Below are 14488 nucleotides of genomic sequence, written 5' to 3' on the forward strand. Positions count from 1 at the left end.
ACTTTTACGGTGTGCCGGTACATTTGCGCAGCTCACACAGGTGTTTGGCCGGGCGTTGTCCAGTACGGCCGCTATGGTCTTGATTGGCACATGAGATTTATTGGTGTATTGGATTAATTTTTTTGTGGAGTCGGGCCGGGCGGTCATGCGCCCGATGCTCGGCCGGCGCCGGTACCGAAGGCCATCGCATATCACCAAATATCACCGAGCGTCGGAAAATCTTGATGATGTGCCGGTGTTGCGGGGTGATCATCGTCCCGAGTGGGGGCGACGAGGCGGTGCTGGTCGAGTGCGCGCGGACGGTGGTCGCCCTGGGATCTCCGCCCTGGGATCTCCGCCTCGGGCCGGCCTACGGGCCCTGGTTCGCGCTGCGGTGGCGATCCGAGCGAATCAAGGTAACCATTAGTGCTTGATAGAAGACTCAGGGTAGTGCTTGGTTCGGGCGGTTTCCTTCCTGCGTCGCCGGGCATCGGGAGCATCCGTGGTCGATCGGTAGACCGCGTCGAAGGACGGCGCGCTGTGCCCGGGAGCGGGAGCGGAGGCGGAAACGGAAACGGAGACGGAGACGGCGGAGGTTTCGGTCGGGACAGGCCGCGGATCCGAGGCCGCGGGTGGGCGGTCCGGCAGCGCGGCGGGAGTGTGGCGATCCGCGGTGGTGCTGGCCAGCGCCCTCATCGTGGTGCTGGCCAGCGCCCTCATCGTGGCGCTGGCCAGCTGGGATCTTAATGACTTCGGCGGCGCCTATACCAGGAGCGTCGTCTCGCGGAGCGCCTTCGTCGCGGTGTCGCTCCTGGCCGCTGCCCTGTGCGCCTATGCCGGCCGCTGTCACCGCGGCCAGGAGCGGCTCGGCTGGGCGCTGCTCGCCGCCGCGGTCGCCTCGTTGAGCGTCGCCCAGGTCGTCGCGTTCGTCTCGCTGGTGGTCACGGACTCGTCCCCGCCGCTTCCGGTGGACATCGGCGAGCTGGCCGCGGTCCCGTTCGTGTTGGCCGCGGTGATCGTTCTTGCGAACGGTTTCCTGGGGGCGGTCGAACGTGCCCGTGTCGCCATCGATGGAGTGATCATTGCGTTGGCGGTGCTGCTGTTGACCTGGGAACGGTTTCTCAAGCCCATTTACCGCCCCCACACGATCGCCGGCATGGAGCGACACATCACCGTCGTCCACATCATCGGCCACGTCGTCATTATCGGCGCGGTGGTGGCGCTGGGGTTTCGCGGCCGGCCGGGCGGCCGGCTTCCTCTGGTGCTGGTCGCCGCGGGAGTGCTGGCGCAGGCCACGGGCGAGGTCGGCGACCACTATCTCGAGGCGACCGGTCGCAACAGCACAGGAACAGCCTTGGACGCGGTCGGGATCAGCGGCTATCTACTGATCGCTTTCGCGGCTGTCGCGGCGCTCACGACCACCCTGCCGAAACAGCACACACCCACCCCCGCCCGGCTGGGCCGCGCGCGGCTGGTGGTCGAGATCCTGCCGTACCCACTTGCGCTAGCGGCATTGAGCTGGGGAATTGTCAACGGGTTCCGCGACGCGGGCGGGACCTATGTGCCGTTGCTCGCGGCTCTCGGCGTCGCTCTGCTCGGGCTCGTCACCGCGCGGGCGGGTCCTGACCATCCTCGCCAACGCCAGTCTCACCCGCGGGCTCGGGCGGCAGCGAAACGCGCTGGAGCGGTTGACCCGTCAACAGGAGCTGATCCTCAACTCGGCCGGGGACGGCATCTATGGCGTGGGCGTCGACGGCCGCGTCACCTTCGTCAATGACGCGGCCGTGCGCCTGTTGGGCAGCACAGCGGACGCGGTTGTCGGTCAGCCCCATGAACTGATCGTGACGGCCCCGGCCGCCGCCGGCCGGTCAGCTGATGGCCGGGTCGCGTCGTCTGTGGCGCGGCCCTCGGAGGACAGGCAGGGTGCGTCGGTTGAGATCCACTACTGCCGGGCCGACGGCACGACCTTTCCCGCTGAGCACACGGTGACTTCGATCATGGATGATGGGGTTGTCGCCGGCGCGGTGGTGGTGTTCCGAGACGTGACCGAGCGACGGGTAGTCGAGCGAATGCGTAACGAGTTCATCTCCGTCGTCAGCCACGAGCTCCGAACCCCGCTGACGTCGATCCGCGGTGCGCTCGGCCTGCTGGCCGGCGGGGTGCTCGGCGGTCTTCCGCAGCGGGCACAGCGGATGACCGACGTCGCTGTGGACAGTACCGACCGGCTGATTCGCCTGATCAACGATATCCTCGACGTCGAACGGATGTCCGCTGGCAGGCTTGTGCTGCAGCGGCGTACCTGCGAGGCCGCCGACCTGCTCGCCGCCGCCGTCACCGAACTGGCGGCGTTCGCCGACGAAGCAGGGGTGATCCTGCGCACCGACGTGACCAGTGGCGCGGTGTGGGCGGACCCGGACCGGATCAACCAGACGTTGACGAACCTCATCGGCAACGCCGTGAAGTTCTCCGCCCGCGGCGGCACCGTGACGATCAGCAGTATGCCGCGGGACCGCGGCCAGTTGTTCCGCGTCCGCGACGAAGGCCGCGGGATTCCGGCGGACGCGCTGGAGAAGGTGTTCGGCAGGTTCGAGCAGATCGACGCCTCCGATTCCCGGCAGAAGGGCGGCACCGGGCTGGGGCTGGCGATCTGCCGGGGAATCGTGGAACAGCACGGCGGCCGTATCTGGGCGGAAAGCGAGCCGGGGCGCGGGGCGACCTTCTCATTCCAGCTACCGGCGGTTCACCCGATGGCGCACAGCCGTGAGCCACGGTCGGTACTGATCTGTGACGACGATACGGCTTTGCTGGAGATCCTGCGCACGGTACTGGTAGATCAGGGCTACCGCGTCGTGTCGGCCAGCTCGGGGCGTGAGGCACTGGAGCGGGCGACAGCCGACCCGCCGAACGTGATCGTTCTGGACCTGCTCATGCCGGGACTGAACGGCTGGGAGACCGCGGTCGAGCTGAAACGACGGCCGCGGACCGCGGATGTCCCGATTGTCATCCTGTCCGGGCTCACCCCGGACGACAGCAACGCTGTTCCCGCCGCCGACGAGTGGATACCCAAGCCGTTGGGTCTTGGCGAACTGGTCACGGCTCTCGAGCGAGTCCTCGACGGGCAGCCGCACCCACGTCGCGTCCTCGTGGTGGAGGACGACGAGGGGCTCGGCCAGGTCCTCATCGAGAGGTTCGCCGGCAGCGGCCTGGCGGCCGTCCTCGCGGTGACCGGGGAGGAGGCCGTGGAGCTCAGCCAGCGTCTGCTGCCGCAACTGATAGTCCTCGACCTCGACCTGCCCGAGCTGGACGGCTTCGGCGTGGTCGACCGGCTGCGCCGGGACGACCGTCTCCGTGGTGTGCCGGTCGTCGTCTATACGGCGCTGGACCTGAGTGACGATGAGCGACGCCGGTTGATGCTCGGCGAAACCCATTTCATGACCAAGAGCCGCACCAAGCCGGAGGAGTTCGAGCAACGCGTTGTCGAACTGCTCAACCGGATCACCGATACCCAGCCCGCCGTCGGGGAGGGCATCGGCCGGCAGGCCGATGATCGGCAGGAGGGCTGACGGCGGCTGGCGGCGGCGCGATCCGTTCGCCGCCGCGCGGCCAGCGGCCCCAGGTTTCCGCATGCATGGAGGGACGGGTCTACGAGATGAGCGGGGAGGACCGTGAGCGTTCATCACATCCTGGTCGTGGACGACGACGAGGCGATCCGCGAGGTGGCCCAGATGAGCCTGGAGATGGTCGGCGGCTGGGAGGTGAGTACGGCGAGCGGCGGGCAGGAGGCGCTGGTCATGGCGGCGGCACGATGTCCCGACGCGATCCTGCTCGACGTGATGATGCCGGGGATGGACGGTCCGACGGCGCTGGCGCGGCTGCGGGCACAGGAGCTGACCCGGATGATCCCGGTCGTCTTCCTCACGGCGAAGGTCCAGAGCAGCGAGCGGCAGCGCTGGGCCGCTCAGGACGTCGCCGGCGTGCTGACCAAACCGTTCGACCCGATGAACCTGGCGGACCAGGTGGCCGCCTGCCTGGCGTGGACCGACTGAGCGCGCCTCCCCGGCATGCGGACGTCTCCCGCGCGGTGCGGGCGGTCTGGGAGCGCGCCGGGCCCGCGCTGCTCGCCCGGATCGACGTGTTGGACGATGCGGTCGCCGCGCTGCTGGAGGGCCGCCTCGACGAGGCGGCCCGGGAACGCGCCGCACGCGAGGCGCACAAACTCGCTGGATCAGCTGGTACCTTCGGTTTCGGTCACGCCTCCGATCTTGCCCGGGACCTCGAGCGCATGTTGGCCGCGGACGGGCCGCGGGACCACGCGGCGCTGTTGCGAGGATGCGGCCTGCTCGAGGGGATACGGCAGGAGATCACCACGCCTGGCGGCGCCGCCGCCGCCCTTGCCGACGGCGTTACTGTCGCTGGCGATGGCGTCCCGGCAGGGGCGCGACGGGACGACAGGTCACGGCTGCTGGTCGTCCACGCCGACAGTGAGGTCATCGAGCCGATCGAGGCAGCCGCCACGGCCCGCGGCCTCCAGTGCACGGCCGTGTCCGGCGCGGCGGCCGCTCGGCTGACATTGGCCGACTGTCCCGACGTCGTCGTGCTTGACCTGGCATTGCCCGGCGGCGCGGCGCTGGAACTGCTCAGTGAGTTCGACCGGTGCGAGCCCAGCCCGCTGATGCTCGTCATCGGTGGCACCAATGTCCTCGGCGACCGGGTACAGGCGGCTCGGGCCGGCGCTCGTGGCTTCCTGCCCCACTCACTGGCGCCCGACCGCCTGGCGGCCGCACTGACCGCCGCGCTTGACCGCCGCCAGCAGGGAGTGGCGAGACTGCTGGCCGTCGACGACGATCCCGCCATCCTGGCGGCGTTGCATGCCATCTTCGCGGACGACGCCCTGCGGTTGACGACCCTCGCCGAGCCGCTGCGTTTCTGGGATGTGCTGGAACGGAGCAGGCCCGACCTCGTACTCCTCGACGTCGACATGCCGGACGTCACCGGTATCGAGCTGTGCCGCCTCGTCCGCGGTGACGACCGGTGGGCCGGGCTGCCCGTGCTCGTCCTCACCGCCGCCACCGACCCGCATACCGTCCAGGAGGTGTTCTCGGCCGGCGCCGACGACTACGTGACCAAGCCGATGAGGGGAGCCGAGCTGCGTACCCGCGTCCGGAATCGGCTTGATCGCGTCCGGCTGTATCAGGCGCTCGCCGAAACCGACCCGCTCACCGGGCTGACGAACCGCCGCAAGTTCGAGCACGAGATGGAGCGCCTCGAGGCCACCGCCCGCCAGACCCACCTGCCGCTGACCTTCGCGCTGCTCGATCTCGACCGGTTCAAGGGGGTCAACGACCGGTACGGGCATGCGGTGGGCGACCGGGTGCTGCAACGGCTCGCCGCGGTGCTCAGCGCGTCCTTCCGCGCCGACGACGTCATCGCGCGGTGGGGCGGCGAGGAAATCGCGCTCGGCATGTACGGCATGACCCGCGATGACGGTGTCGCGCGTGTCGCCGACGCGCTCGCCGCGTTCAGGCAGGAACGGTTCCGGGCCGGTGACAGCCCGCCCTTCCGGGTCACCTTCACCGCCGGGGTGGCCGAGTACGGCGTTGACGGGCGTGGCCTGCACGAGGTCTACCGGGCCGCGGACCACGCGCTCTACCAGGCCAAGGGCCTCACCGGTGACCGGGTCCTGCCCGCCGGCTGGCAGCCCACGGTGGCTGACCGCCAGCGGATGCCCGACGTGGTCGTCGTCGACGACGACCCGATACTCACCGACCTGCTCACCCACGCGCTGGAGACGCGCGGCTACCGCGTCGTGTGCCTGGGTGACGGGCGCGAGGCGCTGCGCCGGCTCACCGGACCGGACCGGATGCGCGCCCGGCTCATCCTCCTCGACGTCGACCTGCCCGAGGTCAACGGCTTCGACGTGCTGCGCCAGCTCCGCCGGGACGGTGTGCTCGCTACCTCGAAAGTCATCGTCCTGACCGTACGGTCAACCGAGCCGGAAGTCCTCGAGGCACTCGAGCAGGGCGCGGCCGACCACATCGCCAAGCCGTTCAGTGTCCCCGTTCTCCTGCAACGGGTACGGCGGGTAATCGCGTCATGACGATCGTCCAGCTGCTTCGCGCGGTGGTGGCCACCGAGGCGCTGGTGCTGGTGCTGCTGCTCGCCGCACTCGCCGCGACCGCGTCCTACGCCGCCGCGCGCCGGCGGCGCGACCGGGCCCGGCTCGCCCGGGTCATGGGCTCCCAGGCCGGAGGTGGCACCAAGACGCCAGCGGCAGAGCTGTCCCACCGGTTCGCGCAGCTGCCGCGGCGGCTGCGGCTGGCCACCCTCGCCGATCTCACCGGTCCCGTGCACGGGACCGCGTCCGAGCTGGTCCTGCGACAGGCCGGCTCCGCCGACCTGATCGGCGAGGCCGCGGGGTGGTGCCGTAGCCGCCGCTGGTGGCGGCGGCTACGCGCGGTCCGGACGCTCTCGCTGCTCGGCGAGGGTGCCGATACCGTGCCCGCGCTGTTTGCCGACCCGCACCCCCAGGTACGCGCCGCCGCCGCGGCCTGGGCTGTCGACCATCCCGACCCGGCACTCGCGGACCGGCTGGTGGACATGCTCGATGATCCGATGCTCCGGTGCCGCTTCGCGGCAAAGGCCGCGCTGCTGCGGATCGGTCGTCGCGGTGTGCGCCCGCTCGTGCGCTACCTCACCGCACCGGACGTCCACCGGCTGGCCAGCGCGCTCGAGGTCGCGGCCGGACTAGCGGAACCCGCGTTGCTCGCCCCCGGCCTCCTGCACTGCCGCAGCCCCGATCCGTCCGTGCGCTCCCGCGCCGCCGAGGTGGTCGCGGCGATCGGTGGCGCCGAAGCGGTCGCGAGCCTGGCAGAACTGCTCCGCGACCCGGACGTGACCGTCCGCGCGACGGCTGCCCGGGGCCTCGGCGCGCTCGGCCACTGGCCCGCCGCACCCGCGGTGGCTGACGCATTGGCGGATCCCAGCTGGGAGGTCCGCCGGCACGCGGCGCTCGCGCTGCGGCGGATGGGCCCGGCGGGGTACCTCTATCTTCGGCGGGCGTTGCGGCAGGCCGACCCGTACGCGGCGGACATGGCCCGCCAGGTGCTGGATCTCCCGTACCTGGCATCGACGCCATGAGCCCGTCCGATGCGCTGGCTGCGCTGCTGTCGGGACTGACCTGGGTGGTGCTCGGGTACTTCCTCGTCGCGAACGGCTACCAGACACTCCTGCTCTGCGGCGCGGGCCGGGAGCTGGTCCGGCACCGGTACATGATCCGCGGGGAACGGCTGGACCCGCTGCTCGGATCCGCGGCGGTACCCCGGCTCAGCGTGCTCGCCCCCGCGTACAACGAAGCGGCAACCGTGGCGACCAGCGTCCGCTCGCTGCTGACCCTGCACTACTCCAATCTTGAGCTGGTGCTTGTCAACGACGGCAGCACCGACGCGACGCTCGCCGTGCTCCAGCGGGAGTTCGAGCTCAGCCCGATTCATCCGATCTACCGCCGGGTTGTGGCCACCAAGCCCATCCGCGGGCTCTACCAGTCGAGGACCAACCCCCAACTGCTCGTTGTGGACAAGGACAACGGCCGCAAGGCCGACTCGCTCAACGCCGGCCTGAACGTCGCCACCGGGGAGCTGGTCTGCGCCATCGACGCCGACACGATCCTCGAACCAGACGCGCTGCTCCGGATCCTGCGCCCTTTTCTGGACGCCGAGGATGTCGTCGCCGCCGGTGCCACGATCCGCGTCGTGAACGGGGCGTCCGTGCGCGGCGGCAGGGTCGAGTCCGTCCACGTGCCGCGACGCCCGCTGCCTGGCATCCAGTGGGTCGAGTACCTGCGAGCCTTCCTGTACGGCCGGCTCGGCTGGAACCAGCTCGGCGGCAACCTCATCATCTCCGGCGCCTTCCGGCGTGACGCGATCCAGGCGCTCGGCGGCTACGTCCACGACACGGTCGGCGAGGATATGGAACTCGTCGTGCACCTGCGCAGCCACGGATTGGCCACCGGCGGTCCGAGCCGGGTCGTCTTCGTGCCCGACCCGATCGCCTGGACCGAGGTACCGGAATCCCTCGCGGTGCTCGGCCGGCAGCGCGACCGCTGGCAACGAGGCCTCGCCGACGTGCTCCGCCGGTATCGATCCCTGCTGCTCAATCCCCGCTGGGGCGTGCTGGGCCTGCTCGTGTTCCCCTACTTCGTGCTGGTCGAGCTGCTCGGCCCCGTCATCGAGGGGCTCGGCCTGCTCGGGCTTGTCGCGGCCATCGCCCTCGGGGCGATCAATCTGCCTTTTGCCGCGTTGTTCCTCCTCGTTGCCTACGGCTGGGGAGTCCTGCTGAGCCTCAGCGCGGTCCTCCTCGACCAGAGCACCGGCCACGGCCCCGGCAATCCCCTCGATCTTGCCCTGCTCATCTCCTGGTCCGTCCTGGAAAACCTCGGCTACCGCCAGCTCACCGTCATCTGGCGGCTGCGTGGCATCCTCAACTTCCTGCGCGGCCGGCAGGACTGGGGAACCATGGTCCGGCGCGGCTTCAACCCACCAGAGGGACACGCCGCAGAAGTACCATTCCAGTGAGTCGATCACGATGAAGAACGATCGTCGAGCCGAACCCAGCACCAGGGTGGCTCCCGCCGCCGCCTCGCGCCACACGCACCCCAGCTCCGCTCCTTGATCCGCACCCCTATTGCCGGGCGCTCTTCGTCAAAGTTGGTCTCTTTCACAAATAAATCAACGAAAGAGAATAGTCCTACTATCGATAGATAGCGACATCGATATGTTGCTACGACCGTTTGAACTCGCCGGCTCATCGGGTGGGGATCAGGTCGACGACATCGTCGTGGAGCTTGGCCAGCCCCTGGTCGAAGCTTGCGAGACGGCCGTCATGTATACGGGCGAGCTGCGCGAGGTATGCATCGGTCACCTGCCGGTGCCCGATGACACCCCTCATCGACACGGCGCGGTAGGACACCTCGTCCGGCCAGAACTCGTGGCGGGGGTCGCTGGTCAGCGCCGACACGACTGCTGTTGCCGTCTGTGCGGACTGACCTTCGCGGATGAGCAGGCGTACCAGGCTGCCCTCGGTGATGGGGCAGGTCGCAAAGTGGCCGGCGGCGCTGGCGAGCCATGCCTCGGCGGTGTCGTGGTGGACGTGGTCGGCGACAACGAGCGCAATCAGCACGTTGGCGTCCAGGAGGGTGGTCACTGGTCGTCGTCCAGAGCGCGAACCTCTTCGGTCGTGATGACCGTGCCAAGGTGCACCACGGGGAGACCGGTCCGTTCGCTTCGGGATATCTCCGCCGCACTACCGTGCCCCAGGCCGCGACGCATGAGGTCGGCAACCGTCTCGCTCAAGGTCCGTGCGGTGTCCCTGGCGATCGACATAGCTTGCCGGTGAAGATCCTCTGGTAGGTCGATGGTGGTGCGCATGCCGTCATCGTAGCATCTATACATCACGATGCAGAGATGCAATTTCGGCAGATCTGAAGATCGATATTCGGCAGATTGAAAGACGTGGAGCCGGCAGATCTAAAGATCGAGATTCGGCAGATCGAAGGGATGCTGCTACGATCACCTCGTGCGCAGGGCTGCTGGCTATGTACCCAGACGAGCAGTGGACCTGATCGCGGAGGCGCTCACCGACACACGGGTCGTGGTCGTCAACGGTGCCCGCCAGGTCGGCAAGAGCACCCTGGCCGAGGTCGTGCTGCGGGCGCGGGCCGGCGGGGTGGCACGGTTTCTCGATGATCCGGCGACCCGCGCCGCCGCTACCGAGGACCCTGTCCGGTTCATCAACCACGACGGCCTGATGCTCATCGACGAGGTGCAGCGAGTGCCCGATCTCTGGCTGGCAATCAAGAACCTCGTCGACCGTGACCCTCGGCCCGGTCGATTTCTGCTGACCGGATCCGCGCGCCTGCTCGCGTTGCGCAGCCTGCCCGATGCACTGCCCGGTCGATCCGAGACCGTCGAACTCTGGCCGTTGTCCCAGGGCGAGATCGACGATGCCCCCGACGGCTTCGTCGACGCCGCTTTCGCGCTCGGCGCCGACCTGCGCAGCGAGCCGTCGGCGCTGAAACGTAAGGACTACCTGGCCAGGATGGCCCGGGGCGGTTACCCGGAAGCATGGCGGCGAGAGAACCCGCGGCGACGGCAGCGGTTCTTCGAGGGCTATGTCTCGGACCTGCTCAGCCGTGATATCAGGCAGGTGGCCGACATCGAGAAGTCCGGTGAGATGCGCAGGCTCATTTTGTTGTTGGCCGCGCAGACCGGCGGCCTGCTCAACATCAGCCGTGTCGCAAGCGAGCTGAGCCTTTCGGCCCCGACGGTCCGTAGCTACATCAACATTCTGGAGACGGTCTACCTCGTACGGCTCGTGCCGGCGTGGTCGACGAACCTCACGACGAGGGCGGTCGCGACGTCCAAAGTCATCTTCGTGGACATCGGCCTCGCCAGTTACCTGGCTACGAGCCCCAACACTGATGGGCCTGTTGGCGGTCTGCTCGAGAACTTCGTCCTCAGCGAACTGGCACGGCAGCTGACCTGGTCCCAGACCTCCGCCCGGCTGTATCACTACCGTGACCGGGACCAGTACGAAGTGGACGGGCTCCTGGAGGACAACGCCGGCCGGGTTGTTGGTATTGAGGTGAAGGCCGCGGAGACGGTGCGTGCGGAGGACTTCCGTGGCCTGAAGCTCCTGCAGCGGCGGCTCGGTGAACGATTCCACGCTGGGTTCGTGCTCTACTGCGGTGCCCAATCACTCAGCTTCGGCGACGGGCTGGCCTGTCTGCCGATCTCCGCCCTGTGGGCGACCGGGACGTGAACGTCCCGTCGGACCGGCAACTACGACCTGATGATCATCGACTGGGGATCGGGTTGACGGGACCTCCTCTAGGGCGCGAACGTCGTCAATCGTGATCACTGTACCGGCGACCCATTCCATACCATCCGTCTGGAATAGGAGATCGACGTAGCGTAGTAGTGAAAGTTGAGTCGTTCGATGGACGGCGGTTTATCCCGGATAAGAAAGTCCACCGTCGATATCCGGTATACCCGACGGAGAGCCGACGACTGTTCCGGATATGCCATGACCGCCGGCGCGGATAGACCGAGTGGCGTGCTCTGTCTGTACGTGGGACGATCACCTGACCATGTGCGCGAGAGGCGAGGGCGGAGCCGTGAACGGGAAATCTCTCGCGGCCCGTGGACTGGGGGTCACATGAGATTGACCAAGAAAGAACCGTCGTCACCTGGCGGGCGCGGGAGAATTTCTTTTACAATGTCTGTACAGATATTTTTTGCCATGACTCTCGTTGCGAGCGTTACTGGTTTCGCAGTGGCCCGTATCCATATCCATGGCGGTGGGAAATCCGGGGTGGACGTGGACCTGACGCCGGCATCGGCGCCCGGCGCTGCTCCTTTCGTGCGGACCGCGGCCACCGACCGGACGGACGTGACGCCGCCACGTGGAATAAGTGGTGCATTCCGGGCGGACACCGCAGGGCTGTACGGGGGGATGCACAACGAATCCGCATGCGATACGAAGGAACTCGGCATGGATCTCACGACACACCCCGACCGGGCTGCTGCCTGGGCGGGCGTACTGGGAATCCTGGCGGCTGACATTCCTGACTATCTGGCCGGGCTTACTCCGGTGTTTCTTCAGTATGACACCTATCTCACCAACTATTCTTTTGTCGATGGGAAGGCCCGGTCGACGCCCGCTGTCATCCAGGCCGGCACTGCGGTGATTGTTGACAAGTATGGGAAGCCGGTAGCGAAATGTAATTGTGGAAATCCGCTTACTCAACCGACTGCGACCGAGGGCCTCAGGTATATCGGTACACCGTGGCCGGCGTTCTCCCGCGCAACCGTCACATCTGTCACAGCTGTGACCGTGGCCATTGTCAGTTTCACCCTCAGGGATCTGTCAAGCGGCTCGGTCTTCGATCGCCCCATCGGTACCTCCGGGGCCGAAGACGGTCCGCGGTACGTGCTGCCGCAGGCGGGCACGCAGACCGCCCCGACCACGCCTGCGCCGCCGCCGCCGACGCCGACCGAGTCCGCGGTGCCGACGGAAAGTGCGCCGTCGACGACCGAGCCTGTATCACCGACGGAAAGTGCGCCGTTGATGACCGAGTCCGCGGTGCCGACGGAAAGCGCGCCGTCGACGACCGAGCCTGCGCCGTCGACGACCGAGCCCGTGGCGCCAACGGAAAGCGCGCCGGCCCCGAATACCAGAAGGCGTTCGCCCCCGGTTACTCAAGCCCCGCCCTCGTAGAGCCTGTTGGGCGGTCTCAACCGGGGTGGAATCAAGCGATCAAGGCGACACGTCCACTGCCAGCAAATCGCCGTTATGCCGAGGTCGGCATAACGGTAGGGATTTTTCAAAGTCCGTGAGGTGTGTTGTGGCTGGTCGGCGGGGGTCAGAGGGCCAGGATGTGGAGGGCTCGCTTGGGGTCACGGGCGTTACGGCGGGTCTCTCGGGTGAACTGTGTTACTCCCAGTAAACGAAACAGGTTGATCACGAGGTTCGTGATGGCGGCCCAGAATTGGGGGTTGTCGCCGGTGCGGAGCAGGAGGAGTCCTCGCCCCAGATGACATTCCGTAGCCAATGTGTGTGCTCTATCGTCCAGGGGGTGTAGCTGCCCGCGGTGCCGGCGGTGGAGGGTTCCCACTGTCGTAGACAGTGACCTTCAGGTTCGTTGTCCCCGAAAGCGGGAACCCTCCAATCTGTCATGAGCTGAGCTGGCCTCGGGCGACGAGTTGGTGGAGCAGGGGCCGCAGCGTGGTGGGTATCTGCGGCTCGTAGAGGGTGGTGGAACGCTGTCGGCCGGTGGGGTCGGTGACTGTGAGCTGGTACTGATAGTAGTCCGCGCCTTTCGGGGATGGGGGTTGATCGTCCCACCTGATGGTGTTAAGTGCGACTTCGGTCTTTCTGGCCTGGTCCGGGGGGAGCTGGTCTGTGTCGAGCACGGCCCGCAGGGTCAGGCCGGCGAAGCCGCCGCTGCGTTCGAGTTCCACGCGCATCTGTTGATGGTCCCGCGGTCGCGGAGGTCGGGCAGCTCGAGCCTGGGTGGGGGACACAGCGGATGAGGGCTTGTCAGGCTATGGGGACCTTCACCGCCTCCCAGCCGTTTTGGACCGCCTGTGCTTCGTCGCTGGTCGGGCCGTAGATCTGCCGGGAGTGGCGGAGAGTGATCCGGGCGAAGTCGCGGAACTCGGCGTTTGGGGGTAGCTGGGGGTCCAAGAGCGAGGTATACCAGATGGCGCCGGGTACTTCCCAGGCGAAGCCGCCGAGGGCATCGGCGACGAGGTAGAAGGCGCGGTTGGGGATGCCGGAGTTGCGATGCACCCCGCCGTTGTCGTCGGCGGTGTGGACGTAGTGGTTCATGTCAGCGGGCTGGTTGTCGTGTGGGTTGGCGGTGCCGGGTGCTTTCATGGACCGCAGGGCTGGTTGGAGGGCGGGTCCGACGATGTCCGCGCCGATCAGCCAGTCGGCGTCGGAGGCTTTCTGGCTGAGCCGGAACTGTTTGACCAGGCTGCCCATCACGTCGGAGAGGGACTCGTTGAGGGCTCCGGACTGGCCGCTGTAGGTCAGGTTCGCTTCATGTTGGGTTACGCCGTGGGTGAGTTCGTGGCCGATCACCTCGATGCCCGCGGTGGTCCGAGTGAATATCTGGCCGTCGCCGTCGCCGAAGAACATCTCAGCGCCGTCCCAGAAGGCGTTGTCGTAGTGCTCGGCGTAGTGGACTGCGCCGTGCAGGCATCTCTTGGCCGTCGATGGAGTCGCGTTGGAAGACGCGCCAGTAAAAGTCGTAGGTCATGCCGAAGCCGTCGTAGGCTTCGTCGACGGCTGGGTCGCCGGTTGCTTGCTCGCCCTCGCCTCGTACCCGGGTGCCTAGCGTCTGACTCTGCTGCTGCTGGTCGTAGATGGTGCGCTGAGGCCGGCCACCCTGCCGGCCGAAGGTGATCCGCCGGGCTGTCGGGCCGCCGGACCGGGCGGCTGTCTCGGCGCGGGCCAGCCGGAACGAGTGGTCTAGCTGCAGGGTGCGCAGCGCCGCAGCCCGCACCTGCTCGGTTTCGCCTTCACCGACAAGTCGGGCCAGCAGATCGGGGGGATGATGCAGTGCAGCGGTTGGTGAGGTGTCGTTCCCGAACCGTAGGTTGCCATGAGTGTTCCTTTTTAGGTTTCCGTGTCGGTAAGTATTCGGTCATGCCGTGGGGCGCCAGGACGTCTGCGCAGGTCAGCCGGGGTGCGGGCTCGAAGATCCCGCGGGTTTACCGAATACTTACCCGTGTCGAGTGGTTGCCCAGTGGCATACCACCTATGTGACCGATCGATTGTGGATTCACATGTGTGGTCGTCTTTCGATGTGTCCTAGGAGCAAGTCGTGGACGAGGTGCAACCCGGGGTGTTGGCAAGGGGCGAACCAGAAAGTGCCGCGTCCGGGCATCTCTCGGACAGGCGTGAATGTTACCGTCATACGGCGGGTGGCATCCCGCTCTGGTTCATC

Annotated in this window: 11 protein-coding genes and 1 pseudogene; 8 read left to right on the forward strand and 4 right to left on the reverse strand. The window is 67.5% G+C overall.

Features of this window, described 5'->3' with window-relative positions:
* Nucleotides 1-652: 652 nt before the first annotated feature.
* The 6 genes from MJ777_RS14425 to MJ777_RS14450 all read left to right on the forward strand — a co-directional run bounded on the left by MJ777_RS14425 (nucleotide 653) and on the right by MJ777_RS14450 (nucleotide 8549).
* Nucleotides 653-1756, forward strand: a complete 1104-nt coding sequence (locus MJ777_RS14425) for a hypothetical protein (protein WP_239376737.1) — start codon at nucleotides 653-655, stop codon at nucleotides 1754-1756.
* Complete coding sequence (locus MJ777_RS14430; protein WP_239376739.1) at nucleotides 1668-3542, forward strand: response regulator; 1875 nt, start codon at nucleotides 1668-1670, stop codon at nucleotides 3540-3542. Before MJ777_RS14425 ends, MJ777_RS14430 begins: the two co-directional genes overlap by 89 nt.
* A 102-nt stretch (nucleotides 3543-3644) precedes the next feature.
* A complete protein-coding gene (locus tag MJ777_RS14435) occupies nucleotides 3645-4025 on the forward strand; it encodes a response regulator (protein WP_239307990.1) in 381 nt (126 codons plus the stop codon).
* Nucleotides 4013-6076, forward strand: a complete 2064-nt coding sequence (locus tag MJ777_RS14440) for a response regulator (RefSeq protein ID WP_305039419.1) — start codon at nucleotides 4013-4015, stop codon at nucleotides 6074-6076. The genes MJ777_RS14435 and MJ777_RS14440 overlap by 13 nt, the downstream gene beginning before the upstream one ends.
* The gene (locus MJ777_RS14445) at nucleotides 6073-7116 is read left to right on the forward strand and encodes a HEAT repeat domain-containing protein (RefSeq protein WP_239376741.1); all 1044 of its coding nucleotides are present in this window, start codon (nucleotides 6073-6075) and stop codon (nucleotides 7114-7116) included. Before MJ777_RS14440 ends, MJ777_RS14445 begins: the two co-directional genes overlap by 4 nt.
* Nucleotides 7113-8549 carry a glycosyltransferase family 2 protein gene (locus MJ777_RS14450; RefSeq protein WP_239376743.1) on the forward strand — a complete coding sequence of 479 codons (1437 nt, stop codon included), beginning with the start codon at nucleotides 7113-7115 and terminating at the stop codon, nucleotides 8547-8549. The genes MJ777_RS14445 and MJ777_RS14450 overlap by 4 nt, the downstream gene beginning before the upstream one ends.
* A 229-nt stretch (nucleotides 8550-8778) precedes the next feature.
* Here the strand turns inward: MJ777_RS14450 and MJ777_RS14455 are convergent, their stop codons facing one another.
* Nucleotides 8779-9177 (reverse strand): TA system VapC family ribonuclease toxin, encoded by a 399-nt coding sequence (locus tag MJ777_RS14455; protein WP_239307986.1) that lies wholly within the window; start codon nucleotides 9175-9177, stop codon nucleotides 8779-8781.
* Complete coding sequence (locus tag MJ777_RS14460) at nucleotides 9174-9401, reverse strand: antitoxin (RefSeq protein WP_239307985.1); 228 nt, start codon at nucleotides 9399-9401, stop codon at nucleotides 9174-9176. The genes MJ777_RS14455 and MJ777_RS14460 overlap by 4 nt, the downstream gene beginning before the upstream one ends.
* A 148-nt stretch (nucleotides 9402-9549) precedes the next feature.
* Here MJ777_RS14460 and MJ777_RS14465 point away from each other — a divergent pair, with 148 nt between their 5' ends.
* Both MJ777_RS14465 and MJ777_RS14470 read left to right on the forward strand, forming a co-directional pair.
* Nucleotides 9550-10794, forward strand: a complete 1245-nt coding sequence (locus MJ777_RS14465; protein ID WP_239347930.1) for an ATP-binding protein — start codon at nucleotides 9550-9552, stop codon at nucleotides 10792-10794.
* 480 nt (nucleotides 10795-11274) lie between these two features.
* A complete protein-coding gene (locus tag MJ777_RS14470) occupies nucleotides 11275-12252 on the forward strand; it encodes a DUF6777 domain-containing protein (RefSeq protein WP_239347931.1) in 978 nt (325 codons plus the stop codon).
* A 455-nt stretch (nucleotides 12253-12707) separates the two neighbouring features.
* On the opposite strand, the gene MJ777_RS14475 is transcribed toward MJ777_RS14470, so the two are convergent.
* Both MJ777_RS14475 and MJ777_RS14480 read right to left on the reverse strand, forming a co-directional pair.
* Nucleotides 12708-13001: a protealysin inhibitor emfourin gene (locus tag MJ777_RS14475; protein WP_239307982.1), complete on the reverse strand. Its 294-nt coding sequence runs from the start codon at nucleotides 12999-13001 to the stop codon at nucleotides 12708-12710.
* 73 nt (nucleotides 13002-13074) lie between these two features.
* Nucleotides 13075-14101: pseudogene (locus MJ777_RS14480) on the reverse strand (M4 family metallopeptidase).
* Nucleotides 14102-14488: the final 387 nt, after the last annotated feature.

Origin of the sequence: Protofrankia sp. Cj5 (assembly GCF_917627405.1) — a bacterium.
GTDB lineage: Bacteria > Actinomycetota > Actinomycetes > Frankiales > Frankiaceae > Protofrankia.